This is a genomic window from Limnohabitans sp. Rim11, from assembly GCF_001269365.1.
Taxonomy (GTDB): Bacteria; Pseudomonadota; Gammaproteobacteria; order Burkholderiales; family Burkholderiaceae_C; genus Limnohabitans_A.
In genome coordinates this window covers 357,968-384,394 of sequence record NZ_CXOM01000002.1, presented here as the reverse complement: position 1 = coordinate 384,394, position 26,427 = coordinate 357,968, and the positions used below count along the sequence as shown (strand labels likewise).

The 26,427-nt window shown below is 53.4% G+C and carries 22 protein-coding genes and 1 pseudogene; 18 read left to right on the top strand and 5 right to left on the bottom strand.

All coding sequences use genetic code 11. The features are described from left to right. Positions 1-7 precede the first annotated feature (7 nt). From lptE to AMM03_RS06510, 5 genes are all read left to right on the top strand, one after another. On the top strand, positions 8-565 hold the full coding sequence (gene lptE, locus AMM03_RS06530) for an LPS-assembly lipoprotein LptE (protein WP_369793670.1): 558 nt from the start codon (positions 8-10) through the stop codon (positions 563-565). Positions 566-614: 49 nt separating this feature from the next. Continuing rightward, positions 615-1,670: a DNA polymerase III subunit delta gene (holA, locus tag AMM03_RS06525; protein ID WP_090129725.1), complete on the top strand. Its 1,056-nt coding sequence runs from the start codon at positions 615-617 to the stop codon at positions 1,668-1,670. A gap of 165 nt (positions 1,671-1,835) precedes the next feature. Beyond that, positions 1,836-3,089 (top strand): glutamate-5-semialdehyde dehydrogenase, encoded by a 1,254-nt coding sequence (locus AMM03_RS06520; RefSeq protein WP_228764629.1) that lies wholly within the window; start codon positions 1,836-1,838, stop codon positions 3,087-3,089. Positions 3,090-3,106: 17 nt separating this feature from the next. Continuing rightward, entirely contained in the window at positions 3,107-4,402 is a 1,296-nt protein-coding gene (gene gshA / locus AMM03_RS06515) for a glutamate--cysteine ligase (RefSeq protein ID WP_090129720.1), read from the top strand. A 153-nt stretch (positions 4,403-4,555) separates the two neighbouring features. Further along, positions 4,556-6,424, top strand: coding sequence for a potassium transporter Kup (locus AMM03_RS06510; RefSeq protein ID WP_090129718.1), 1,869 nt, complete (start codon positions 4,556-4,558; stop codon positions 6,422-6,424). Between the two features lie 7 nt (positions 6,425-6,431). On the opposite strand, the gene asd is transcribed toward AMM03_RS06510, so the two are convergent. Both asd and AMM03_RS06500 read right to left on the bottom strand, forming a co-directional pair. Beyond that, the gene (asd, locus tag AMM03_RS06505) at positions 6,432-7,274 is read right to left on the bottom strand and encodes an archaetidylserine decarboxylase (RefSeq protein WP_090129716.1); all 843 of its coding nucleotides are present in this window, start codon (positions 7,272-7,274) and stop codon (positions 6,432-6,434) included. Between the two features lie 64 nt (positions 7,275-7,338). Further along, positions 7,339-8,394, bottom strand: a complete 1,056-nt coding sequence (locus AMM03_RS06500) for a cupin domain-containing protein (RefSeq protein ID WP_090129714.1) — start codon at positions 8,392-8,394, stop codon at positions 7,339-7,341. Between the two features lie 136 nt (positions 8,395-8,530). On the opposite strand from AMM03_RS06500, the gene AMM03_RS06495 reads away from it, so the two are divergent. From AMM03_RS06495 to AMM03_RS06465, 7 genes are read left to right on the top strand one after another with little or no spacing between them, the layout of a single operon-like run. After that, entirely contained in the window at positions 8,531-9,460 is a 930-nt protein-coding gene (locus tag AMM03_RS06495) for an ATP-binding cassette domain-containing protein (RefSeq protein ID WP_090129712.1), read from the top strand. Further along, a complete protein-coding gene (locus tag AMM03_RS06490; protein ID WP_090130687.1) occupies positions 9,460-10,272 on the top strand; it encodes an ABC transporter permease in 813 nt (270 codons plus the stop codon). Before AMM03_RS06495 ends, AMM03_RS06490 begins: the two co-directional genes overlap by 1 nt. Positions 10,273-10,322: 50 nt before the next feature. After that, positions 10,323-11,171: a 3-hydroxybutyryl-CoA dehydrogenase gene (locus AMM03_RS06485; RefSeq protein ID WP_090129710.1), complete on the top strand. Its 849-nt coding sequence runs from the start codon at positions 10,323-10,325 to the stop codon at positions 11,169-11,171. A 54-nt stretch (positions 11,172-11,225) separates the two neighbouring features. Continuing rightward, entirely contained in the window at positions 11,226-12,029 is an 804-nt protein-coding gene (locus tag AMM03_RS06480; protein ID WP_090129708.1) for a crotonase/enoyl-CoA hydratase family protein, read from the top strand. A 4-nt stretch (positions 12,030-12,033) separates the two neighbouring features. Further along, positions 12,034-12,786 carry a metallophosphoesterase family protein gene (locus AMM03_RS06475; protein ID WP_090129707.1) on the top strand — a complete coding sequence of 251 codons (753 nt, stop codon included), beginning with the start codon at positions 12,034-12,036 and terminating at the stop codon, positions 12,784-12,786. Beyond that, positions 12,783-14,249: a bifunctional serine/threonine-protein kinase/universal stress protein gene (locus tag AMM03_RS06470; RefSeq protein ID WP_090129705.1), complete on the top strand. Its 1,467-nt coding sequence runs from the start codon at positions 12,783-12,785 to the stop codon at positions 14,247-14,249. Before AMM03_RS06475 ends, AMM03_RS06470 begins: the two co-directional genes overlap by 4 nt. Further along, positions 14,239-15,369, top strand: a complete 1,131-nt coding sequence (locus AMM03_RS06465) for a serine/threonine protein kinase (RefSeq protein WP_228764593.1) — start codon at positions 14,239-14,241, stop codon at positions 15,367-15,369. The genes AMM03_RS06470 and AMM03_RS06465 overlap by 11 nt, the downstream gene beginning before the upstream one ends. A gap of 62 nt (positions 15,370-15,431) precedes the next feature. On the opposite strand, the gene htpG is transcribed toward AMM03_RS06465, so the two are convergent. The 3 genes from htpG to AMM03_RS06450 form a co-directional block, all read right to left on the bottom strand. Beyond that, entirely contained in the window at positions 15,432-17,399 is a 1,968-nt protein-coding gene (gene htpG, locus AMM03_RS06460) for a molecular chaperone HtpG (RefSeq protein WP_090129703.1), read from the bottom strand. A gap of 130 nt (positions 17,400-17,529) precedes the next feature. Further along, on the bottom strand, positions 17,530-18,384 hold the full coding sequence (locus AMM03_RS06455; RefSeq protein ID WP_090129701.1) for a pseudouridine synthase: 855 nt from the start codon (positions 18,382-18,384) through the stop codon (positions 17,530-17,532). Continuing rightward, positions 18,381-19,124 (bottom strand): Crp/Fnr family transcriptional regulator, encoded by a 744-nt coding sequence (locus AMM03_RS06450; protein WP_090129699.1) that lies wholly within the window; start codon positions 19,122-19,124, stop codon positions 18,381-18,383. Before AMM03_RS06450 ends, AMM03_RS06455 begins: the two co-directional genes overlap by 4 nt. Positions 19,125-19,291: 167 nt before the next feature. On the opposite strand from AMM03_RS06450, the gene AMM03_RS06445 reads away from it, so the two are divergent. From AMM03_RS06445 to AMM03_RS06420, 6 genes and pseudogenes are all read left to right on the top strand, one after another. Further along, positions 19,292-21,238 carry an AMP-binding protein gene (locus AMM03_RS06445; protein WP_090129697.1) on the top strand — a complete coding sequence of 649 codons (1,947 nt, stop codon included), beginning with the start codon at positions 19,292-19,294 and terminating at the stop codon, positions 21,236-21,238. Positions 21,239-21,269: 31 nt separating this feature from the next. Next, entirely contained in the window at positions 21,270-22,052 is a 783-nt protein-coding gene (locus AMM03_RS06440; protein ID WP_090129695.1) for an ABC transporter ATP-binding protein, read from the top strand. A gap of 10 nt (positions 22,053-22,062) precedes the next feature. After that, positions 22,063-22,992 (top strand): branched-chain amino acid ABC transporter permease, encoded by a 930-nt coding sequence (locus AMM03_RS06435; protein WP_090129693.1) that lies wholly within the window; start codon positions 22,063-22,065, stop codon positions 22,990-22,992. 11 nt (positions 22,993-23,003) lie between these two features. Further along, positions 23,004-24,080, top strand: a complete 1,077-nt coding sequence (locus AMM03_RS06430) for a branched-chain amino acid ABC transporter permease (protein ID WP_090129691.1) — start codon at positions 23,004-23,006, stop codon at positions 24,078-24,080. 45 nt (positions 24,081-24,125) lie between these two features. Then, positions 24,126-25,463, top strand: a pseudogene (locus tag AMM03_RS06425) (ABC transporter substrate-binding protein). A gap of 142 nt (positions 25,464-25,605) precedes the next feature. Further along, positions 25,606-26,415 (top strand): ABC transporter ATP-binding protein, encoded by an 810-nt coding sequence (locus tag AMM03_RS06420; protein ID WP_090130675.1) that lies wholly within the window; start codon positions 25,606-25,608, stop codon positions 26,413-26,415. Positions 26,416-26,427: the final 12 nt, after the last annotated feature.

Below are 26,427 nucleotides of genomic sequence, written 5' to 3'. Positions count from 1 at the left end.
TCGACTGATGACCGTTCAACACAAGGCCAATCAAAACACATCGCAAGGTGTGAAGCGCCGCTTTGCGTTGCAAACTTTGATGGGAGCCTTGGGCACTTCGGTGTTGGCGCTTTCGGGTTGTGGGTTTCAGTTGCGACAAGCGGCCAGCCTGCCTTTCAAAACGGTGTTCTTGATCACACCGCGTCAATCCGCTTTGCAGGCTGATTTGCGCAGAGCCTTCACGGCCAATTCAGAACTCAAAGTCTTAACAGAAGCCAATGACATGGCGTCGGCCGAGGTGGTTTTGGATGTGATTTCGGAGCAGCGCGAACGTGTGGTGGTGGGCTTGAACGCATCAGGCCAAGTGCGTGAATTGCAACTGCGCTTGAAAGTGAAATTTCGACTGCGCACGCCACAAGGCAAGGACCTGATTCCAGAAGTTGAATTGCAGCAGCAACGCGATTTGAGCTTTTTGGAAACCGCCGCCTTGGCCAAAGAAATTGAAGAAAACATGATGTACCGCGACATGCAAATCGACATCGTGCAGCAAATGATGCGCCGCTTGGCAGCCGTCAAAACGCTTTGATGGCATGCAAGCACGCGTGACTCATGTTGATTTGAAGCGGCTTTAATTTATGCAATTGGCTTTGCCTCAACTTCAAGCGCATTTGCAAAAAGGCTTGCGCAGTTTGTACACCCTGCACGGGGATGAAGCCTTGCTTGTGCAAGAGGCTGCCGATGCCATTCGCGCCACAGCGCGTGCACAGGGCTACACCGAGCGCAGTGTGCATGTGGTCTCGGGTGCTCACTTCGATTGGAGCGAGGTTTTGGCGGCAGGTGGCTCTTTGAGTTTGTTTGCCGATCGACAGATGTTGGAAGTTCGCATTCCAACGGGCAAGCCTGGCAAAGAGGGCAGCCCCATGATTCAGCAGTTGGCGCAAAGTGCAGAGGGCAATGACAGCACCTTGACCCTGTTCATCTTGCCAAAACTGGACAATGCCACCAAGAAAGGCGCCTGGTTTGGCGCCTTGGACCAGTTTGGTGTCACCTTGCAAGTTGAATCTGTAGAGCGAGCGCACTTGCCACAGTGGATTGCCCAACGCTTGAAAATGCAAAATCAAAGTGTGGCGGCAGGCCAAGAAGGCCAAGCTTGTTTGCAGTTTTTTGCCGATCGGGTGGAAGGCAATTTGCTGGCCGCTCATCAAGAAATTCAGAAATTGGGCTTGCTGTATCCCGAAGGGGAGTTAAGCCTCGAACAAGTCGAAAGCGCCGTCTTGAATGTGGCGCGCTATGACGTTTTCAAATTGTCAGAAGCCGTTCTGTCTGGCCAAGTGGCCCGGGTCCAACGCATGTTGGATGGGCTTCAAGCCGAAGGCGAGGCCGCCGTGCTGGTGCACTACACCTTGGCCGAAGACATCCGGGCTTTAAAACGCGTCAAAGATGCCATTGCAGAAGGCAAACCGATGCCCATGGCTTTGCGAGAGCAGCGCATTTGGGGTGTTCGTGAAAAGCTGTTCGAGCGTGTTTTGCCCAGGCTGTCGGGCTCAAGATTGGCCCAATTGCTGCAAAACGCCCATCAGGTCGATGGCATTGTGAAGGGTCTGAAAGTAGCCGATTGGCCCGCCGATCCATGGCAAGCCTTGCAAAGACTGGCTTTGAGAGTGGCCAGTGCCTGCACAGCCAAGGTCTAAACCTAGACTTAAACTTAAACCTAGACCCCCATCAAAGACTTCACTCAAAGTCTGAAGGCCATTTCCCACATCTGCCCGCAAGAGTGCGAAAATGTCGGCATGAACGCGCCTTTAACTGCCACCCCCCAAACTGCCGATGTTTTGCATGGATCGGTGCAAGACCAAATGACAGCGCTGGGTCAACGCGCCAAAACAGCTTCGGCTGCCATGGCACGCGCCTCCACTGCGTCAAAAAATCTAGCACTCAAACGCTTGGCCGCATTGCTGTGCGACAACACCCAAGCCTTGCAGTCTGACAATGCCAAAGATTTGGCTCGCGCCGAAGCTGCAGGCTTGGCGGCACCCATGGTGGACCGATTGCGTTTAACACCCAAGGTGCTGGCCACCTGTGCAGAAGGCTGCGAGCAATTGGCCGCCATGCCCGATGTGATTGGTGAAATCATTGGCATGAAGCAACAGCCTAGTGGCATTCGGGTCGGTCAAATGCGGGTGCCCATCGGTGTGTTCGGTATGATTTTTGAGAGTCGCCCCAACGTCACCATTGAGGCGGCCAGTTTGTCGATCAAAAGCGGCAACGCATGCATTTTACGTGGCGGCTCTGAAGCCATTGAGTCCAACAAAGCCTTGGCTTTGTTGGTGCAGCAAGCCTTGCAAGAGTCTGGCTTGCCTGCCGATGCGGTTCAGTTGGTTCAAACCACCGACCGAGAGGCTGTGGGTCATTTGATTGCCATGCCCGCGTATGTCGATGTCATCATTCCTCGTGGTGGCAAAGGCCTGATTGAGCGCATCAGCCGCGACGCCAAAGTACCCGTCATCAAGCACCTCGATGGCAACTGCCACACCTATGTGGACGACCCTTGCGATGTGGCCATGGCCGTCAAAGTGGCCGACAACGCCAAGACCCACAAGTACAGCCCCTGCAATGCCAGCGAAGGTTTGTTGGTGGCCCAGGGTGTGGCAGCTGAATTTCTGCCGCTGATTGGCAAAATTTACGCCGACAAAGGCGTAGAAATGCGTTGCTGCCCCAAGTCAAAGGCCATCTTGTCGCAAGTCGCTGGCGCTCAATTGGTCGATGCCACCGAGCAAGATTGGTTCGAAGAATATTTGGCGCCCATCATCAGCATCAAAGTGGTGGAAGGCCTCGATCAAGCCATTGCGCACATCAATCACTATTCAAGCCATCACACCGATGCCATCCTCACGCGCCATCACATGCATGCGCAGCGCTTCTTGCGCGAGGTCGATTCAGCCAGCGTCATGGTCAACACCAGCACCCGGTTTGCCGATGGCTTTGAGTTTGGCTTGGGTGCCGAAATTGGCATCTCCACCGACAAGTTTCACGCCCGTGGACCGGTTGGTATAGAAGGACTCACTTCGCTTAAGTACGTTGTACTGGGCGAGGGTGAAGTTCGCAACTAATTAATTACAAGGCGCTTATGGTTCCGCACTTAGTCACGGCCTTGAATGGCCCCATCAACGAACTCGAGCAACGCGTGCTCGACTCCATGCCTGCCATTGAGCGCTGGTTTCGCCTTGAATGGATGGAGCACACGCCCCCCATTTACACCTCGGTGGACATTCGCAATGCCGGCTTTAAGTTGGCGCCTGTGGACACCAATTTGTTTCCAGGTGGCTGGAACAATTTGTCGCCCGAAATGTTGCCTCTGGCGGTGCAAGCAGCCCAAGCGGCCATTGAAAAAATTTGCCCCGAAGCCAAGAACCTTTTGATCATTCCCGAGAACCACACGCGCAATACGTTCTATTTGAGCAATGTGGTGCAGCTGCAGCGCATCTTCCACATGGCTGGCTTGAATGTGCGCATTGGCTCCATCAATCCTGAGATCAAAGAAGTCACCACCATTGACCTACCAGGTGGCGAGCAAGTGACCTTAGAGCCAGTGCTTCGCACCAAGCACCGCGTGGGCCTGAAAGACTTTGACCCCTGCACCATTTTGCTGAACAACGATTTGTCGGCAGGCGCCCCTGGCATTTTGGAAGAGTTGCACGAGCAGCACCTGCTGCCGCCTTTGCATGCGGGCTGGAGCGTGCGACGCAAAACATTGCACTTCCAAAGCTACGAAGAGGTGGCCAAACGCTTTGGCAAATTGTTGGGCATCGACCCATGGCTCATCAACCCCATGTTCAGCCAATGCGGCGATGTCAATTTTGCAGAAGGCATTGGCATTGAGGCCTTGCGCAGCAACGTCGATGCTTTGCTGACCAAAATCAAACGCAAGTACAAAGAGTACGGCATCAACGAGAAGCCCTTTGTGGTGGTCAAAGCCGACAACGGCACCTACGGCATGGGCATCATGACCGTGCGCGATGTGGCCGACCTCGATGTTTTGAATCGCAAGACGCGCAACAAAATGAGCGTCATCAAAGATGGCCAAGTGGTCAGCGATGTCATCATTCAAGAGGGCGTTCTAACCAACGAGCGCATGAACGATGCGGTGGCAGAGCCTGTGGTGTACATGATGGACCGCTACGTGGTGGGCGGTTTCTACCGCGTGCATGCCGAGCGTGGTGTGGACGAAAACCTCAATGCCCCAGGCGCCAGCTTTGTGCCCTTGGCCTTTGCTGACACGCCTCACTTGCCCCAACCTGGCATGAAACCCGGTGCCAGTGTGCCCAACCGCTTCTACATGTACGGCGTGATTGGTCGCTTGGCCATGTTGGCTGCCAGCTATGAGATGGAAGCCACCGATCCAGAGGCTGAAGTTTACGACTAAAGTATTCTGAATGGCTGTCAAGTTGCTGCGGTGCAACATTCCCAGACAGCGCTGTCTTTTAGAGCTTGGCCTCCATGGCAATCTTTTGAAAACAAGCGCAGAATCGCGGTCATTCTGAACAAAAGCCCAGACTTGCTGCTGGGCTGATTTTTTGTGTCTTCTAGCAAATCTTCTATCGCCGCTCTGACCCTGGGCGCCATCGGTGTGGTCTACGGCGACATCGGTACCAGTGTGTTGTATGCCATGAAAGAGGTCTTCGGATCTGGGCATGTGGATTTCACACCTGAAAATGTTTACGGCATCCTCTCGATCTTCTTCTGGACGCTGACAACCATTGTTTCGATCAAATATGTGAGCTTGGTTCTGAAGGCAGACAACCACGGCGAGGGAGGCTTGGTTGCGATGCTGGCACTGGCTTCTCAGTCTGTCAAAGACAAACCTAGATTGCGCAAAGTGCTTTTAATGGTGGGTATCTTTGGCACGTGTTTGTTTTATGGCGACGGCGTCATTACGCCGGCCATCTCTGTGCTGTCTGCGGTGGAAGGTTTGGAGGTCATTTCACCGGCCTTCAAGAAGGCTGTGATTCCGCTGACCCTGATCATTTTGTTTTGTTTGTTTGCGGTGCAAAAAAGAGGCACGGCGGGCATTGGCAAATTTTTTGGCCCCATCACGCTGGTCTGGTTTGTAGCCATTGCTGTTTTAGGCGTGTACCACATTGCTACCCAGCCTGAAATCTTGTGGGCCGTCAGTCCTCACTATGCCGTGATGTTCATGTGGGAGAACCCCGGCACCACCTTCATCATTTTGGGTGCGGTGGTCTTGTGCGTCACGGGCGGTGAAGCACTGTATGCCGACATGGGCCACTTTGGCAAAAAGCCTATTCGCATGGCTTGGTTCACTGTGGTGATGCCTGCGTTGACCTTGAATTATTTTGGCCAAGGTGCGCTGCTCTTGACCAACCCCGCTGCCGTTAAAAACCCTTTCTACATGATGGCGCCTGATTGGGCGCTCGTCCCCTTGGTCGGCTTGGCCACCATGGCTACCGTGATTGCGTCACAAGCTTTGATCACAGGGGCGTTCAGTGTGACCAAGCAGGTGATTCAGTTGGGCTACTTGCCCCGCTTGCAGGTTTTGCATACCAGCGTCAAAGAGATGGGCCAAATTTACATCCCGTTTGTGAACTGGGGCTTGTTTGTTTTGATCGTGTTGGCGGTGGCCTTGTTCAAATCGTCCAGCAATTTGGCGGCAGCCTACGGCATTGCGGTGTGCACCGACATGCTCATTACCACGGTGCTGACCTTCTTTGTGATTCGTTACAACTGGAATTTGCCGCTGTCACTTTGTATTGGCGCGACTGGATTCTTCTTTGTCGTTGACTTTGCATTCTGGGCCTCCAACTTGCTCAAGTTGTTTGAGGGCGGTTGGTTCCCCTTGGTCATTGGCGGTGGTATTTTCTTGCTCATGGTCACTTGGAGTGATGGAAGGCGCTTACTGAACAACTCTATGAAAGCGGACTCGTTCAGTTTGGTCGATTTCTTGGAAGCTATATTTGTGGCGCCACCGGTGCGTGTTGAAGGTACTGCGGTCTTTTTAACCGCTGAACCTGGCAACGTGCCCAATGCGTTATTGCACAACTTAAAGCACAACAAGGTGTTGCACCGTCAAAACTTGTTTGTGACCGTGCGCAGCCAAGAAGTGCCTTGGATTGGCATGAACAAGCGCTTGGAAATTGAACCGCTGGGCCACGATTGCTGGCAAGTGATTGTCAATTACGGTTTCAAAAATGATCCCGATTTGCCCAAGGCTTTAGAAAGTCTCAAAGGCCATGGTGCCGAACTCGACCCCATGACCACCAGCTACTTCTTGTCGCGCGACATTGTCATTCCCACCATTGGCGGCGGCATGGCCACTTGGCGTGAAAAGCTGTTTGCCCAAATGCACTTGAACGCCAGCGCGGCGGCCGAGTTCTTGAAGTTGCCCAACAACTCTGTGGTGGAGTTGGGTTCTAAGATCGAAATTTAACGGACCGTTAAACCGTGCTCATCGCCTCGCCCATGTTCAGTGGGCGGGTGCTGAGCCAATCAGTGGGAAACTGAATGCTGTTTTGTGGAAACAGCATCACCACGGTTGAGCCCAACAAGAAGCGGCCCATCTCTTCACCTTTTTGAAGCTGTACGTCTTGCGTGTCGTAGCGCCATTCACGCACCATGCCGGGACGAGGTGGGTTCACTTGACCATGCCACACCGTGGCCATGCTGCCCACAATGGTGGCGCCCACCAACACCAACACCATCGGGCCTTGCTCGGTTTCAAACTCGCAGACCACGCGTTCGTTGCGTGCAAACAAGCCGGGCACGCCGCGCGCGGTGGTGGGGTTCACCGAAAACAAATCGCCCGGCACATGAATCATGCGCAGCAACTTGCCAGCAATGGGCATGTGAATGCGGTGATAGTCGCGCGGGCTTAAGTACAAAGTGGCGAACTGACCATTTTGAAATTGCGCCGCCAAGTTTTCATCGCCACCCACCAAAGCGCGGGTGCTGTACTGATGGCCTTTGGCTTGAAAGATTTGGTCTTTGTCGATGGGGCCGCACTGGCTAATGGCGCCATCGACCGGGCAAACCCAAGTGCTGGAGGCCAAAGGACGTGCGCCATCTTTCAAGGGTCTTGTGAAAAACTCGTTGAAGCTTTTGTAATGTGCGGGATCGGCATGCACGGCTTCGGCCATGTTGACGTTGTAGCGCTTCACAAAGCGCTTGATCACCCAGGTGGTGAAACTGCCCCACTCGGCGCTGGCCAAACGGCCGGCCAGGCGGGTCATGGCCTGCTTGGGCATGAGGTATTGCGGCAGTACTGCCAGTTGATCAGACACAGGGGCTCCCTCGTTTCACATGGGGACCTATTGTAGAGAGGAAGATCGTGCGATCGATGGGCGCTCAGAACTCTTGGTAAAAGCCCAAGGCGCGATGTGTGGGGGCGTCGTCCACATGGAACAGATAGGCGTTGCCGTTGCTGGCGCGGTGCTTAATTTGGGCATGCGTGGGAATGGCCACCGTGTCGCCTTCTGACCATTTCAAAGTGAGGCCGTCAATGTCAGATTCACCGCAACCTTCAATCACATGCATGACCGAGCTGGCCGAACGGGGCCGTGGGCTGAAGTCCAAGCCATCTCTGAGCAGTTGTGCCGAGAAACCCAAAGTGGGCAAGCAGGGCGCGCCAGTTTCGGGGTTCACATAGGCCAATTGAACGGCTGCGTCTTTGGGTGTGCCCTTGTCGAGGGCATTCAAGGCCTCGCGCACATCCACCCAGGGGTAGCGAATTTGCGGATAGGGCGCGCGTGCTGCTTGGCTAAGTGAGCCAAAGGGCACCAAACCTGCACGGCGGTATTTGGTTTGGGAGGCGTCCAAATCGGGGCCAGCGTTTTGTGATGGGCCTTCAATGGCATAAGACGCTTCCATGCTGTAGACCATGGGCAAGTCGAGGGCATCTAGCCACACAACGGGGCCTGTGCCTTCGTGGCCATGCTCGTGCCACAAACCGGCAGGGGTCAGAATCAAATCACCCTTGTGCATGGGGCATTTTTCGCCTTGCACGGTGGTGAAGCCGCCTTCGCCTTCCACCACAAAGCGCACGGCGCTGGGGGTGTGACGGTGGTTGGGCGCTACTTCGCCCGGCAAAATCAGTTGCATGCCCACGTAAATGGTGGGCGTGGCCACCAGTTTTTCAATGCCGTGACCGGGGTTGCACAGCACCAAAACTCGGCGCTCGGCTTTTTCGATGGGGGTCAACTCACCAGCGCGCATCAGTTGGGGACGAACATCTTGGTAATGCCAAACGAAGGGCTGAGTCGCGCGGGATGGTTTTCCTCGGGGCAGTAGTCCGCGCAATTGAGGCCATAGGGGCGCAATCGACAGGGCCGTCATGTCAGCGATGTAATCGGCAGGCAGGTCTTCTAGTCGGCCTAAAGCGTCGGAGTGCTTGGTGGGGTTCATGGTATGGGCACGATTTTTTAATTTGTCTTTAATAAGTATACATATCGATTTCAAATTCACAAGCCCTTGAAACCTAGCGGACACAAAATCAGTCCGCGGTAGCCAAGCCGAAGGATGAGCGAGGCACAATCAAGGGATGACAGATTTACTCAACGTTAAAAACCTCGTTAAACGCTTTGGCGACAACACTGTGGTGAACGATTTGTCGTTTCACATTGCCCCTGGCGAATGTTTAGGCGTGATTGGCCCCAACGGCGCTGGCAAAACCACCACCTTGCGCATGTGCTTGGGCTTGACCACGCCCGATGCGGGCAGCATCACCTACTTTGACAACTTGTCGATGCCGAAAGATGCGTTGGCCATCAAGTCACGCTTGGGTGTTGTGGCGCAGATGGACACGCTAGACCCCGACTTCACGGCAGAAGAAAACTTGTTGGTCTATGGTCGCTATTTCGGCATGAAAGACCGTGACATCAAGGCACGCATTGCACCCCTGTTGGAATTTGGCGCCTTGACCAGCAAAGCCAAAGCCAAACCCGGTGAATTGTCGGGCGGCATGAAGCGTCGTTTGAGTTTGTCGCGTGCACTGATCAACGAACCCCAGATGTTGATGCTCGACGAACCCACCACAGGCCTAGACCCACAAGCTCGGCACTTGATGTGGGAGCGCTTGCAGATGCTGATGCAAGAAGGCAAATCGATTTTGCTGACCACCCACTTCATGGACGAAGCCGAGCGCTTGTGCGATCGATTGCTGGTGATTGACCACGGCAAAAAAATTGCTGAAGGCAAACCACGTGATTTGATCGCTCAGCATTTAGAGCCCGATGTGGTGGAGCTCTATGGTCAAGGTGCTTTGGCAATGGCTGCAGAAGATTCACCACTCAGAAAACACGCGGCGCGTGTCGAAGTCAGTGGCGAAACGGTATTTTTCTACACTTCACAAGCAGAGCCTTTGCTGGTGGCATTGCAAGCCTGGCCGCACATTCGCAGCTTGCACCGCCCCGCCAATTTGGAGGATTTATTTTTGAAACTCACAGGTCGACAAATCAGGGAGAACGCATGATGTCTCAACTACATGTGACCCCTTCTGTTTGGGCGCCACCGCAACTCTCGATGCGTTGGTGGCCTGTGTTTTTGCGCAACATGTTGGTGTGGCGCAAGTTGGCGCTTCCTAGCTTGGTGGGCAACATTGCCGAACCCCTGATGTGGTTGGTGGCCTTTGGCTATGGCTTGGGTGCTTTGGTGGGCGAAGTCAACACGGGCGGACAGCAAGTGTCGTATATCTTGTTCTTGGCCAGCGGCAGCATTTGCATGAGCGCCATGAATGCCGCTTCCTTTGAAGCTTTGTACTCAGCTTTCTCCCGCATGCACATGCAAAAAACCTGGGACGGCATCATGAATGCGCCGGTGCGCCTGGACGATGTGGTGATGGCCGAAATGCTGTGGGCCGCCTACAAGGCCTTGTTTACCGTGACGGCCATTTTGGGCGTCATGTTGGTTTTGGGTATCAGTCACAGTTGGAAACTGTTGTTGGCCTGGCCCGTCTTGTGGTTGGTGGGCGTGACTTTCAGTTGCATTGCACTCATTTTCAATGCCTTGGCCAAAGGTTACGACTTCTTCACGTATTACTTCACCTTGTTTCTCACGCCCATGATGTTTTTGTCGGGCATTTATTTTCCGCGAACGCAACTGCCTGAATGGTTGCAAGTGCTCACGTCTTTCTTACCCTTAACAGCCGCCGTTGAAATGGTGCGGCCTTTGTTTTTAGACCAGTGGCCGCAGCAGTTTGTGAGCAACCTCTGCTTGCTGTTGATCGTTGCGGTTGTGGCGTTTTGGGTGGCACTGGCCTTAACGCGCAAACGCTTTAGGGCATAAAGTAAGTCACTAGATTTTTTTCCTTTTCTTAACTTTTCACTTTTCAAATCATGATCATTCAAAAAGTAGGCATCATTGGCGCAGGCACCATGGGCAACGGCATTGCACAAGCATGTGCCGTGGTAGGTATTCCCGTGGTGATGGTGGACATCTCTGAAGCGGCTGTGGCCAAAGGCATTGCAACAGTTTCAGGCAGCTTGGACCGCTTGCTGAAAAAAGAAAAAATCACAGAAGCCGACAAAGCGGCAGCATTGTCCAAAATTCAGGGCAGTACAAAGTACGAAGACCTGATGAGCGCAGACCTGGTCATAGAAGCTGCCACCGAAAACCAAGACCTCAAAGTCAAAATCTTGAAACAGCTGGATGGCATGTTGGCGCCTGACGTCATCATTGCTTCCAACACTTCTTCTATTTCTATCACGCAGTTGGCTGCTGTGACCAGCCGTGCAGACCGTTTCATCGGCATGCACTTTTTCAACCCTGTGCCCATGATGGCATTGGTGGAAATCATTCGCGGTTTGCAAACCAGCGACGCAACGCACGATGCGGTGCATGCCCTGGCCACTGCCTTGGGCAAGACACCCATCACTGTGAAGAACGCGCCAGGTTTTGTGGTCAACCGCATCTTGGTGCCCATGATCAACGAAGCCTTGTTTGTGTTGTCAGAAGGCTTGGCCACACCCGACGACATTGACGCTGGCATGAAGCTCGGTTGCAACCAACCCATTGGACCTCTGGCTTTGGCCGACATGATTGGCCTCGATGTGTGCTTGGCGGTGATGGAGGTTTACCTCAAAGAATTTGGCGACAGCAAATACCGCCCTTGCCCCTTGCTCAAAGAGTTGGTGGCAGCCGGCCGTTTAGGCCGCAAAACGGGCCACGGTGTGTACCAATATTGATTTAAAGCAAGTTCGTTGAACGCGTGACTCTTTAATCTGCTGAGAAGGTTCTCTATGACAACAATTCACCCAGAAGGCAGCATCGACTTGGAATTACAAGACGGCGTGTTGTTGATCGGTATCAACCGACCCAACAAGCGCAACGGCTTTACGCCCAAGATGTACCGTGAGTTAGGTGAGGCCTACACACGCCTAGACGATGAGCCTGCCTTGCGTGTGGGTGTGTTGCATGCCATGGGGGACCACTTTACGGCAGGCCTTGATTTGCCAACCATTGCACCCCTCATGCAGCGCGGCGAAAAAGCCGTGCCGCTGGGTTTGGTTGACCCTCTCAATTTGGGCATGGAGGGCTATCGCCGCCGTACCAAACCCATGGTGGTGGCGGTGCAGGGCATCACCTACACCCTGGGCATTGAGTTGATGTTGGCCGCCGACATTGTGGTGGCCGCAGATAACTGCCGCTTCTCGCAATTGGAAGTGAAGCGAGGCATCATGGCCACCGGCGGTGCTACTTTGCGCATGGCTGAACGTGCTGGTATGGGCAATGCCTTGCTGCATTTGCTCACCGGTGATGAGTTCAACAGTGCAGAAGCTTTGCGTTTGAATTTTGTGCAGCGTGTGGTGCCTGCAGGTGAGCAGTTGAACGAGGCAATCAAGATTGCAAAAGCCATAGCCGCGCAAGCCCCACTGGCCATCGTGGCAACGCGTCAAAATGTGTTGAAGGCTGTAGAGCAAGGTCCTTTGGTGGCCATGCACGAATTTATTTCGGTACAAAAAACCTTGTCCAACAGCGAAGACGCCAAAGAAGGTGTGCAGTCGTTCGTTGAAAAACGCGACGCACGCTTCACTGGAAAATGATGTTGTGAAAATTGCATTGCTCTCGGATATCCATGCCAATTTGCAAGCCTTGAACGCTTGCATGGCACATGCCAAGACGCAAGGCATTGACCGTTGGGCTTTGCTGGGTGATTTGGTCGGTTATGGCGGCAACCCGCAAGAGGTGGTTGACGTCGCCATTCAGTTGGTCGATGAGGGTGCTTGGGTCATTCAAGGCAACCACGATGCCATGGCCGTTAAGCCGCCTGTCGATGATCAGAGCTTAGGCAGCAGTACGACACAGTGGACCTTTGATCAGCTGAGTGCCTCGCAGCGTGAGTTTTTAAAGTCTTTGCCTTTGACCGCTTTGTCGGGACCTTTGTTGTTGGTTCATGCCAGCGCGCATGCCCCAGAGCGTTGGCACTATGTCGACTCAGAGCGTGCGGCAGATATGTGTGCCGACCATGCGCTTCAAAACTTCGATGCACGCCATGTGGTGGTGGGGCATGTGCATCAGCAAACGGTGTATTACCGCGGCACGGGACACAGCATGATGCGCTTCGAGCCGACTGCGGGCGTACCTGTGCCCATGCCCTCGCATCGCCGATGGGTGGCCACTGTGGGGTCGGTGGGGCAGCCGCGCGATCACAAGCCGGAAGCCATGTATGCCCTCTACGATGATGTGGCGGGGCGCATGACGTTTCACCGTGTGGCCTATGACCATCAGGCGGCTGCAAATGCCATTCGTGATGCCTGCTTGCCCGAATTTTTTGCTGAGCGATTGGCGTTAGGGCGATGAAACTTTTAAATCCTGGCCATGTCATTGATGGCTTTGAAATTGAAGAATGCCTGCATGCCGGCGGTATGGCGCACATCTACACCGTTCAATATGCCTTGAGCGAAGACGGTACGCGCCGCGAATCAGAGTTTCCCATGGCCATGAAAATTCCGCGTATGACTGCGGGAGATGGCGCTGAGAACATCGTGAGCTTTGAGGTGGAGCATCAAATATTGCCAGCCCTCTCTGGCTCGCATGTGCCACGTTTTGTGGCGGCCGGTGATTTGTTGCGAACGCCCTATTTGGTCATGGAGTACGTGCAAGCGGCAACCCTTGAAACTTGGGCCGAAAACTTTCACAAAGAAACATTTCAAACCGGCTTGCATGACCGAGCCATTGCCCGCTTGGGGACTGAGTTGGCCCATGCGGTGCACAGCTTGCACAAACAAAATGTGTGTCACTTAGACCTCAAGCCAGCCAATGTCTTGATCCGCCCCAATGGCAAAGTGGTGTTGCTAGATTTTGGCTTGTCATGCCACGCACATTACCCCGATTTGTTGGCGGAAGAATTGCGCAAGGCTGTGGGTTCTCCCGCGTGGATTGCGCCCGAGCAAGTGGTGGGTGTGCGCGGCGACCCTCGCTCTGATATTTTTGCCATCGGCGTCATATTGTATGAACTGGCCACAGGCGAGTTGCCCTTCGGGGAGCCCGCCACAGCAGGGGGCATGCGTCAGCGTTTGTGGATGGACCCTGTGCCGCCTCGCAAGCGCAACCCTCTGGTGCCAGAGTGGTTACAAGAAGTGATTTTGAAATGCCTGCATCCCGAGGCGGTCAAGCGATACCCTTCGGCGGCGCACTTGGCCATGGACTTGAGTCACCCCGATCAAATTCGCATCACCGAGCGCGGTCGGCAAATCAAGGGTACTGGCTTCAAAGAACATTTCAAGCGCTGGCTGAAAGCCGCCGGCATGCACTACCAGCCTAGCCCGTTACCATCCCAACAAATCAAAGAAGTACCCATTTTGATGGTGGCCTTGCCGCACGCAGATGTGAGCGATGCCACTTGGTATTCCCTGCGTGAAGCGGTTGCCAGATCTTTGGGCATTCGGCCTGGCGCGCGCCTGGCGTGTGTCACCGTGATTTCCTCGGGTGACATCAGCAGCACAGAATCGAGTCAAAGTGAAAGCAGCGTGCACCGCATGCACTTGGCGCGCATGCAACAATGGTCGCAAGGGCTTGATTTGCATGACCATCAAGTTTCTTTCCATGTATTGGAGTCGGGCGATGTCGCCGATGCCCTGGTCAAGTATGCACAAGGCAACGAAGTCAGCATGATCATCATGGGCGCAGCCACCCATGGCTTGCAGATGCAACGCTTTGTGGCCACGGTGCCCATCAAGGTGGCCATGGAAGCGCCTTGCACGGTCATTCTGGTGAAGCAAGATGTGCCGTTTGAATTTTTAGGAACACTGAATGATGAATGATCTCCCACAAGGGCCTGCCGAGTGGGACGCTTTGCATCCTTATGCTTCGCTCACGCCCGACGCTGTTCTAGATGCCTTGGCCGACATTGGACTGATGGGAGATGGCCGCCTCACAGCGCTCAGCTCTTACGAAAACCGCGTCTATCAAATCCAACTTGAAACTGAGCGAGCCCCGACACAAACCGATGGCACGCCCGTGCCGGACAGCGTCGTTGCAAAGTTTTATCGGCCTGGCCGGTGGACTGATGCACAAATTCAAGAAGAGCACGACTTTGCGGCAGAGTTGGTTGCGGCAGAAGTTCCTGTTGTGCCTGCATTGAATTTGCAAGGCCGGACTTTGTATCACAAGCCTTTCATGGCAAGTGGCTCAAACGATGCTTCACATGATCCAGCGTTTCAAGGCTTCTCTTTTTCCGTCAGTGAGCGCCGCGGGGGACGCCCACCAGAATTGGATGACGACGAAGTGTTGGAATGGATTGGCCGATTTTTAGCGCGCATTCACACAGTGGGGGCTGCCAAGCCTTTTCACAACCGACCTACGCTCAGCATCGACACCTTCATGCAAGAGCCCAAGGATTGGTTGTTCAGCAACAAAGCCATTCCGATGGAAGTCGAGCGTGCATGGCAAGACGCGTGGCAGCAAGCCATGGAGGTGATGCACGCCGCTGGCTTAGGTTCTGCGCATGGCAGCGATTGGCCCCATTTTCAAATGCTGCGTTTGCATGGTGACTGTCATCCTGGCAATATTTTGTGGACACCTGCAGATTTGCCAGGCGGTGGTCCGCACTTTGTCGACTTGGACGATGCGCGCATGGGTCCTGCGGTGCAAGACTTGTGGATGCTCTTGTCTGGTGATCGCAAACAACGCTCAGGTCAGATGAGCATGTTGCTAGAGGGGTATGAGCAAGTACGCGATTTTGATCGGCGTGAACTGGCCTTGATTGAGCCTTTGCGCACCCTGCGCTTGGTGCATTACAGCGCATGGCTTGCACGTCGCTGGGACGATCCCATCTTCCCCATCAACTTCCCGTGGTTTGGTACGCCTGACTATTGGCGCGGGCAAGTTCAAATGTTGGAAGAGCAGATTGAACAAATGCAGGAGCCGCTGCTGGTGGTCTAAGCAGACATGAACAAGCCGCCTTCGGGCGGCTTGTTCATTGAAATGCCAATGGTTTAATTGAGTTAAACCAACAAAGCATTCACACGGCGCACATAAGCCGCTGGGTCTTCTGGCATGCCGCCTTCAGCCAGCAAAGCTTGGTCAAACAAAATGTTGGCCAAATCGTGGAAGTGCACAGAGCCCTCGAGCTTCTTCACCAACGCATGCTCAGGATTTACTTCCAACACAGGCTTAGACTCAGGCGCTTGCTGACCCGCTTGCTTCAGCATGCGCGCCAACTGCATGCTCATGCCGTTGTCCGTCACCACCAAACAGGCAGGTGAGTCCACCAAGCGGCTGGTCACGCGCACGTCTTCGGCTTTGTCTTTCAATGCTTCTTTTAGTTTGGCCAGCAAAGGCTTGAAAGTTTCGGCAGCTTCTTCAGCGGCTTTCTTTTCTTCTTCGTCTTGCAAGCTGCCCAAGTCAAACGCGCCTTTGGCCACGCTTTGCATGGGGGTGCCATCAAACTCGTGCATGAAGTTCAGAGCCCATTCGTCCACGCGGTCGGTCATGAGCAAAACTTCAATGCCCTTTTTCTTGAACACTTCCAACTGAGGGCTGTGCTTGGCGGCGGCCAGTGTGTCGGCGGTGATGTAGTAGATGGCTTCTTGGCCTTCTTTCATGCGGGCTTTGTAGTTGGCCAAAGACACACTCACTTCGTCGGATGAAGTGGAGGCAAAGCGCAAGAGTTTGGCCAAGCGTTCGCGGTTGCCAAAGTCTTCGCCCAAGCCTTCTTTGAGCACGGCACCAAACTCTTTATAGAAGTTTGTGTATTGGCCTTGCTTCGCTTTGTCTTCTTCACTCACCACGTCGGTGACACCGTCTTCAGAAGCCGCAGGTGCTTCATTGTGTTTGGCCAAGTCTTCAAGCATGGACAAGACACGCTTGGTGCAACCTTCGCGAATGGCTTTGACGTCGCGGCTTTCTTGCAGCAATTCGCGGCTCACGTTCAAAGGCAAATCAGCAGAATCCACCACGCCTTTGACAAAGCGCAAGTAGCTGGGCATGAGCGCTTCGGCGTCGTCCATGATGAACACGCGCTTGACGTACAACTTGATGCCTGCTTTTTTGTCGCGGTTCCACAAGTCTTGGGGCGCTTGCGATGGAATGTACAAAAGCTGTGTGTACTCGGTGCTGCCTTCCACACGGTTGTGCGTCCAAGTGAGGGGCTCGGCAAAGTCTTTACTGATTTGCTTGTAGAAGTCTTTGTACTGCTCTTCGGTCACGTCTTTTTTAGGACGTGTCCACAAAGCTGTCGCCTTATTGATGGCTTCCCACTCGCCGGTCTTCACCATGCTGCCAGGTTGACGGCCTTCACTTTCGTCTTTGCCAATCAGCTCGCCATCTTGCCACTCTTCTTTTTCCATCAAGATGGGCAAGCTGATGTGGTCGGAATATTTGCCAACGATTTCTTTCAGCTTCCAAGTGTTGGCGTATTGCAGCGCGTCTTCGCGCAAGTGCAAGATGATGCTGGTGCCGCGTGTGGCGCGCTCGATGGCTTCCACTTCAAAGTCGCCGGTGCCGCCGCTGATCCAGCGCACGCCTTCGGAGGTAGGCGCGCCTGCGCGGCGTGTTTCAACGGTAATCTTGTCGGCCACAATGAAACCAGAATAAAAGCCCACGCCAAATTGGCCAATGAGCTGGGCATCTGACTTTTGATCGCCCGACAATTTGCTCATGAAATCTTTGGTGCCACTCTTGGCAATGGTGCCCAAGTTGTCGATGGCTTCTTGCGCCGTCATGCCAATACCGTTGTCGGCAATGGTCAACGTTTTGGCTTCGGTGTCAAACGACAAACGCACTTCCAGATTAGGCTGGTTCTCGTAGAGCGCGTCATTGTTCAAAGCTTCAAAGCGCAATTTGTCGCAAGCGTCCGATGCGTTAGAGACCAATTCACGGACAAAAATTTCGGGGTTGGAATACAGGGAGTGCGTTACCAAGTGGAGCAGCTGGGCTACTTCGGCCTGAAAGGCATGGGTCTTTTTTGTCATTTTCAAATCGATACAAAGCGGTTAAAAAGAAAGCTTGCCCGTGCATTTACAAATTTAAAAGAGGGCAAAACAGGGCCGGAGCGGCCCACCACCTCCAGAATTGGGGGTGGGTTTTGAAATTTCAAGGGGCTTAAAAGGTCTCTTTGGGGCCTAGATAACGCCACTGCCCCACAGGCAATGCGCCCAAATGCACACGACCCATGCGAATGCGTTTCAGGCCCACCACTTTCAGGCCCACTTGCTCGCACATGCGTCTAATTTGGCGCTTCTTGCCTTCTTTTAAGACAAAGCGAAGTTGCTCGGGGTTTTGCCATTCCACTTGCGCGGGCTTGAGGGGCTTGCCATCCAAACTCAAGCCATGGCGCAAACGTTGCATTTGGGCCGCAGGAAAGTGAGCCTGCACATTGACAGCAATATCGCCCTGCGGGCCGGCACACGTGACCCGCACCAAATATTCTTTCTCCATGTCGGAGTCTTCGCCAATCAATTGGCGTGCCACTCGGCCGTCTTGCGTCATGACCAGCAAGCCCACCGAGTCAATGTCCAAGCGGCCTGCAGGTGCCAAGCCTTTGAATTGCGCGGGGCTAAAACGAATGCGGGTGGTGTCGCCCGACCACTGGTTGCGGGCTTGAAACAAAACCATGGCGGGTTCGTGACCATCCTCGGCTTGACCGCTCACATAGCCCATGGGTTTGTGCAGCAGCACCGTCACTTGTTGCTCTTGCTGCGCTTGGGCAGCACGCTCTACGGTGATGCGATCGGACGAGCCCACTTGCATGCCCATCTCGGCCACTTTGCCGTTGACCAACACCCAGCCTTGCTCAATCCATGCATCGGCTTCGCGGCGTGAACACAAACCCAATTCGGCCATGCGTTTGTTCAGGCGGACTGTGGTGGCACCCGTTGCGCTGGGGTGCGCGGTAGACACTGCGTTGGCAGGTCGGGGTGCGCGGGAGAAAGTAGGTTTGGCTGGAGGCTGGTTCATATCGCTTTTTCTTTGGACTGATTGTCCCTGTTTCTGCGGTCAATCATGCGGGTGCGCAATGCATGCAAGTCCAATATTCGCAAGCCGCCGTATTCCACCCGAATGAGTTCTTCTTCTTGCAAGTGAATCAGGGCTTCGTTCACGCGCTGCCTCGACAGGCCCACCAAATAAGCCAGCTCCTGCTGGGTAATGCGCAGCAGGTCGCCCACCCCCGAAAACAAAACGGGGTTGAACAGGGCTGCCAAGTTGCGGGCCACGCGCAAGTCGGGGTTGTTCAAGCGGTCAAACTCTCGGGCAGCAATGAACTGCGCCAAGCGCTCGTTCAATTGGTTCATCACAAAGCGGTTAAAGCCCAAAGAGTTGTCAATCAGCCAATGGAAGTTGTCCAAAGGCAAACCCGCCACCACACTGGCTCTGAGGGCTTGGATGTTGTATCTATAAACCTCGCGCTTGAGGGCGGTGCCTTCCCCAAACCAGCCGCCTGGTGGTACGCCCGTGAAGGTCATGGTTTGGCCATCTTCGTTGTCGCTGCTCATTTTGAGCAAGCCCGAAACGGTGCCAAACCAATAGGTGACAGGTCGACCGACTCGGCATACAAAATCGCCCTTTTTTGCGTCACCAACGCGCAAAGCATTGATGGCGCGGTCGCGCTCTTTGGGCAAGAGCAAAGCCAGCCAAGGAATGCTGGCCAATTCCTCTTCTGTGGGCGGTCGCCTTCTTTGATGCAGATCAGATGACATGTCAATTTGCTGTAAGACGTTGAAAATCCTAGGGAAAATCCTAGTGGGTGTCGCAACAGATTGTCGTCGAAACGACAACTTAACGTCAAATGAGAGTCTAGCATCCAGTCTAAGAAATCAACAAGTCTCTCTTTAGTGGATGAGACGGTGACTCAACCAGGACCCGTATGCAGACGACCTTTCCTCAATTGCTCCTGTCGCATGCCGCACAGCGCCCCAGCGCGCCGGCCATGCGTGAAAAAGAATATGGCATTTGGCAAACCATCAGCTGGCAAGATATGGCCACCATGGTGGCCAATATGGCCTGTGGCCTGCATCAGGCAGGTTTAAAGCGCGGTGAGCACATGGTCGTGGTGGGCTCTAATCGCCCCCGCCTCTATGCCACCATGTTGGCGGCGCAATCGCTGGGCGCCATTCCAATTCCCTTGTATCAAGACGCTGTCGCAGCCGAATGTGTTTTCCCCATGACCAACGCCGAAGTGCGTTTGTGTGTGGTCGAAGACCAAGAGCAGGTCGACAAAATGCTGGAGGTGCGCGAAACCTACGCCGCACTGACCCACATTTATTACGATGACCCGCGCGGTTTGCGCAAATACGACGAACCTGGTCTGGGCTCCGTCGATGAGCTGTTGGCTGCAGGCGAAGTCTTTGCCAAACAGCACCCTAACTTTTACAAAGAACAAGTGGAGATGGGGGCCAAAGAAGACGTAGCCGCCATGTTCTTCACATCTGGCACTACAGGCAACCCCAAAGGTGTGGTGCACACACACGGCACTTTAATTGACAGAGCGCAAGCTGGCGCAGAATTCGATCGTCTTACATCCAATGAAGACGTGTTGGCCTATTTGCCACCCGCTTGGATTGGTCAAAATATTTTCAGCTACGCGCAGTGGTTGGTCGCCGGTTATGTGGTCAATTGTCCAGAATCTTCGGCAACTGTCACCATCGACTTGAAAGAAATCGGTCCTACGTATTACTTCGCACCCCCCCGCGTTTTTGAAGGCATGCTCACCAGCGTCAGCATTCGCATGGAAGACGCCAGCAGCCTCAAGCGCAACATGTACAAATACTTCATGCGCTTGGCCAAAGAAGTCGGCCCTAAGCGCATGGATGGCGAGTCCATTGGTTTGTTCAATAGTCTGATGTATGGCCTCGGCAACTTGTTGGTCTACGGCCCCTTGCGTAACAATTTGGGATTTAGCCGTGTGCGCGTGGCATACACCGCGGGTGAAGCCATTGGTCCTGACCTCTTCACTTTCTACCGCTCCATTGGCGTGAACTTGAAGCAGTTGTATGGCTCCACAGAAACCGCCGTGTTTGTCTGCTTGCAACCCGACAACCAAGCGCGTGCCGACACCGTAGGTGTTCCTTGCCGCGGTGTTGAAATCAAAGTGGCCGACAACGGCGAAATCTTGGTGAAGTCGCCCGGCTTGCTCAAAGGCTATTACAAAAACCCAGAAGCCACAGCCGAAGTGTTGACGGCCGATGGTTGGTATCACACCAGCGATGCCGGCTTCTTAGACAGCCATGGCCATTTGAAAATCATTGACCGCGTCAAAGACGTGGGCCGCATCAAAGGCGGCAGCAACGACGGCGCCATGTTTGCGCCTAAGTACGTTGAGAACAAACTCAAGTTCTTCCCGCACATCAAAGAAGTGGTGGCCTATGGCGACCAGCGCGAAAAAGTATGCGTCATGATCAACATCGACTTTGATGCAGTGGGCAACTGGGCTGAGCGTCGCAACTTGCCTTATGCCGGTTACACCGACTTGGCGCAAAAGCCAGAAGTTTATGAGTTGATCAAAGAGTGCGTGGAGCAAGTCAATGCCGACTTGGCCGAAGACGATTTGCTGGCGGGCAGCCAGGTCAGCCGCTTCTTGGTCTTGCACAAAGAACTGGATGCCGATGATGGTGAGTTGACTCGAACCAACAAGGTCCGCCGCGGCTTCATTGCTGAGAAATATCTGCCCTTGGTGGATGCTTTGTATGGCGGCTTGACCACCCAGTTCATTGAAACCGTGGTGAAGTTTGAGGACGGTCGCACAGGCAGTGTGAGCGCGACCCTCAAAATTTCCGATGCCAAAACATTTGTCCCCGTGAAGGCTGCGGCTTGAACCCGTCGGGTCTCAACACAGAGAAATCAACATGAGCAAAAAAATCGGTGACGTCATATTGGATGTGAACAACATCAGCTTAAGGTTTGGTGGCGTGAAGGCGCTGACAGACATTTCCTTCAATGTCAAAGAGCATGAGATTCGCGCCATCATTGGCCCCAATGGTGCTGGCAAAAGTTCTATGCTCAATTGCATCAATGGTGTTTACACACCCCAAGAAGGCAGCATCACATTCCGTGGTCAAACCTTTGACCACATGGACAGCCGCCAAGTGGCCGAGATGGGTGTGGCCCGTACGTTCCAAAACTTGGCCTTGTTCAAAGGCATGAGCGTGATTGACAACATCATGACCGGCCGCAACTTGCGCATCAAAAGCAATTTGTTTTTGCAAGCTTTGCGAATTGGTCCTGCTCAAGCAGAAGAAGAACGCCATCGCGATTTTGTCGAACACATCATCGACTTCTTGGAAATTCAAGCCTACCGCAAAACACCCGTTGGCCAATTGCCCTATGGTTTGCAAAAGCGTGTCGACTTGGGTCGTGCTTTGGCCATGGAGCCACAAGTCTTGTTGCTAGATGAGCCCATGGCCGGTATGAACGTGGAAGAAAAGCAAGACATGAGCCGTTTCATCTTGGATGTGAACGACGAATTTGGCACCACCATTGTGTTGATCGAACACGACATGGGGGTGGTGATGGACATTTCAGACCGCGTGGTGGTGCTGGACTATGGCAAAAAAATCGGCGACGGGACTCCCGAAGAAGTGCGTAACAACGAAGAAGTGATCAGTGCCTACCTTGGCACCAATCATTGAGGAGAACAACATGGCATTTTTCTTGGAAGCTCTACTGGGTGGCCTGATGGCCGGCATGCTCTACGCTTTGGTGGCGCTCGGCTTCGTGCTGATCTTCAAAGCGTCTGGCGTGTTCAATTTTGCGCAAGGCGCCATGGTGCTGTTTGCGGCATTGGCCATGGCCAGGTTTGCTGAATGGGTTCCCGATATCTTGGGCCTGGACAACAAAATCCTCAGCAATACCATTGCATTTGTATTGGCCGCCGCTTTGATGTTTGTCTTGGCGTGGCTCATTGAGCGATTTGTGTTGCGTCACTTGGTCAACCAAGAGGGCGTCACACTCCTCATGGCCACACTGGGTATCACGTACTTCATCGACGGCTTGGGCCAAACCATCTTTGGCAGCGACATTTACAAAATTGATGTGGGCATGCCCAAAGAACCCATCTTCCTGTTCGAATCTGTATTCCCAGGGGGTGTGTTGGTCAACTTGGAAGACATCTATGCTGCGTTGATTGCTGCCTTGCTGGTAACCGCCTTGTCTTTGTTCTTTCAAAAAACCAGCACAGGTCGTGCCCTGCGGGCTGTGGCCGATGACCACCAAGCGGCCCAGTCAATTGGTATTCCTCTGAATCGAATCTGGGTCATTGTTTGGTTTGTGGCAGGCATCACCGCTTTGGTAGCTGGCATTATTTGGGGCTCCAAAATGGGTGTTCAGTTCTCCTTGACCACGGTTGCTTTGCGCGCACTGCCCGTCATTATTTTGGGCGGCTTGACGTCTGTGCCAGGCGCCATCATTGGTGGCCTGATCATTGGTGTTGGCGAAAAATTGTCCGAAGTTTTTCTAGGCCCTTATGTGGGCGGCGGCATTGAAATTTGGTTTGCGTATGTCCTTGCATTGGTCTTCTTGCTGTTCCGACCCCAAGGTTTGTTTGGCGAAAAAATCATTGATCGCGTCTAAGGAAAAACAACATGTTCTACAGAGAAAACGGTCAATTCAAAACTTCTTACAGAAGCGACCAACAAATTTTTGCGATTGCGCAAGATCGCTGGGCCATCTTGGCACTGATTGCATTCGCTTTCGTGGGTGTGCCATTTTTGGTCGATGAGTACATGTTCCGTGCCATCTTGATTCCCTTTTTGATTTTGTCTTTGGCGGCATTGGGTGTGAACATCCTGGTGGGTTACTGCGGACAAATCTCATTGGGTTCGGGTGCCTTCATGGCGGTCGGCGCCTACATGGCTTACAACACCTACATTCGAATTGATGGCATTCCCCTGATCGTTGCGCTTCTAAGCGGAGGCTTCTTTGCAACCTTGGTGGGTATCTTTTTTGGTATTCCCAGTTTGCGCGTGAAAGGCCTTTACTTGGCCGTTGCGACCTTGGCGGCTCAGTTCTTTTGTGATTGGGCATTCCTGCGCGTGGGCTGGTTCACCAACAACACAGCCTCAGGCTCCGTGTCTGTTTCTAACTTGAATGTGTTGGGCTTTGCCATCCAAACACCCGTCGAAAAATATTTGTTCTGCTTGGTTTTCTTGGTGGTCTTTGGTCTGCTTGCAAAGAACTTAGTTCGCTCTGCCATTGGCCGTGAATGGATGGCCATTCGCGACATGGACGTCGCAGCTGCGGTCATTGGCATTCGACCGATGTATGCCAAGCTCAGTGCTTTTGCTGTGAGCTCTTTCATTGTGGGCGTGGCAGGTGCTTTGTGGGGCTTTGTTCACTTGGGTTCTTGGGAGCCTGCTGCCTTCTCTATTGACCGTTCATTCCAGCTCTTGTTCATGGTGATCATCGGCGGCATGGGCTCCATCATGGGTAGCTTCTTTGGTGCGGCATTTATTGTGGTTTTGCCCATCTTTTTGAACCAGTTCTTGCCTTCGATCGGCGCGCTCGTAGGTGTCACCATTTCAACTGCCGCCATTTCGCACGCCGAGTTCATGATCTTTGGCGCCTTGATTGTTTGGTTCTTGATTGTTGAGCCACATGGCTTGGCCAAGCTGTGGTCCGTTGCAAAGCAAAAGCTTCGCCTCTGGCCTTTCCCTCACTGATTTTTCCCTAGTGCTTCACACTTTTACTTTTTACAGGAGACAACCATGAAGCTTCGTCAACTCGCTCTAGCCGTTACAGTGGCTGCTGCAGGACTTTCCAGCGCGCTGGTCAGCACTGTTGCAACTGCACAAACCAAAGAGCAATTCTTCCCAGTGCTCGTTTACAGAACAGGTGCTTACGCGCCTAACGGTGTGCCATTTGCCAACGGTTACGTTGACTATCTCTAACTTGTCAACGCACGTGGCGGTATCAATGGCGTGAAAGCAAGTTTCGAAGAATGCGAAACTGGCTACGCCACAGACCGTGGTGTTGAGTGCTATGAGCGCTTGAAAGGCAAAAACGGCGGCGCCACAGTATTCCAGCCTTTGTCAACCGGCATCACTTTTGCCCTGACTGAAAAAGCCCCTGGCGACAAAATTCCTTTGATCACTGCAGGCTATGGCCGCAGTGAATCAGCTGACGGTGGCGTCTTCAAATGGAACTTCCCATTGGCTGGCACATACTGGGTGGCTGGCGATGTGATCATTCAAGACATTGCCAAAAAAGTAGGCGGTGCTGACAAGCTCAAAGGCAAGCACATTGCCTTGGTGTACCACGACAGCCCCTTCGGCAAAGAAGCCATTCCAATTTTGCAAGAGCGTGCAGCCATGCACGGTTTCAAGTTGAGCTTGTTGCCCGTGACACACCCTGGTGTTGAGCAAAAATCTACTTGGTTGCAAATTCGCCGCGATCGTCCTGACTACGTCGTCAACTGGGGTTGGGGTGTGATGAATTCCACCTTGGTTAAAGAGGCTCAAGCCACAGGCTACCCCCGTGAGCAAATTTACGGCGTGTGGTGGGCAGGTGCCGAACCCGATGTCAAAGACATTGGTATGGGCGCTAAAGGTTACAACGCCATCACGATGCAACACGGCGCCGAAAAAGGTTCTGCTGTTGTGAAAGAAGTTTTGGAAAAGTTGCATGCCAAGGGCCAAGGTACAGGTCCTAAGGACGAAGTCGGTGAAGTGCTTTACATGCGCGGTTTGTTCAGCGCCATGTTTGCAGTTGAAGGCGTTCGCCAAGCCCAAGAAAAATACGGCAAGGGCAAAGTCATGACTGGCGAGCAAGCTCGTTGGGGTTATGAGAACTTGAACTTGACACAACCTAAGCTCGATGCGTTGGGCTTCAAAGGCGTGTTGCGCCCTGTCTCTACTTCATGCGCTGACCACATGGGTGCCAACTGGGCCCGTATCCACACATGGAACGGTAGCAAGTGGGAATTCACCAGCGACTGGTACCAGGCCGATGAGCAAATCATCAAGCCAATGGTCAAAGCCGCTGCTGACAAATACGCTGCTGAGAAAAAGCTGACACGCCGCACACCGGCCGATTGCCAGTCTTAATCAGACGCTGCTTGTAGCGATGCAAGTTTTGGCAACTGCTTCGGCAATTGCCAATTGAAAGTTTGGTAACTGCTTCGGCAGTTGCCAAATGAAAGCTTCGAAGCACACTCGAAGTTTTCATTTGGTCAAAGGGGCAAAGTCCATGAGCGAGAAAAAAATAGTTTTGAATGTCAATGGCATCGAAGTCATTTACAACCACGTGATCTTGGTTTTAAAAGGTGTTTCATTGCAAGTGCCCGAGCAAGGCATTGTGGCCATTTTGGGCGGCAATGGCGCTGGCAAAACAACCACCCTGCGGGCCATTTCCAACTTGCTCAAAGGCGAGCGTGGCGAAGTTACCAAGGGCAGCATTGAGTTGCGCGGCGAGCGTATCGAAAATTTGTCGCCAGCAGATTTGGTCAACCGCGGTGTGGTTCAGGTCATGGAAGGTCGTCATTGCTTTGCTCACCTCACCATTGAAGAAAACCTCATGACTGGTAGCTACACGCGCACAGACAAAGGCGAGATTGCAGCCAACTTGGACAAGGTCTACACCTACTTCCCCCGTTTGAAAACACGCCGCACCTCTCAAGCCGCGTACACCTCCGGTGGTGAGCAACAGATGTGTGCCATTGGTCGCGCGCTCATGACCAATCCCAACATGGTCTTGCTCGACGAGCCCTCTATGGGCTTGGCACCACAAATTGTGGAAGAGGTTTTCAACATCGTCAAAGACTTGAACGAAAAAGAAAAAGTCACCTTCTTGATTGCCGAGCAAAACACCAACATGGCTTTGAAGTACGCAGACTATGGCTACATCATGGAAAGCGGCCGCATTGTGATGGACGGCGCCGCCAAAGACTTGGCCACCAATGAAGACGTTAAAGAGTTCTATTTGGGCATGGGTGGCGGCGAGCGCAAGAGCTTCAAAGATGTGAAGAGTTACAAACGCCGCAAGCGCTGGTTGGCCTAATTCATCCAAACA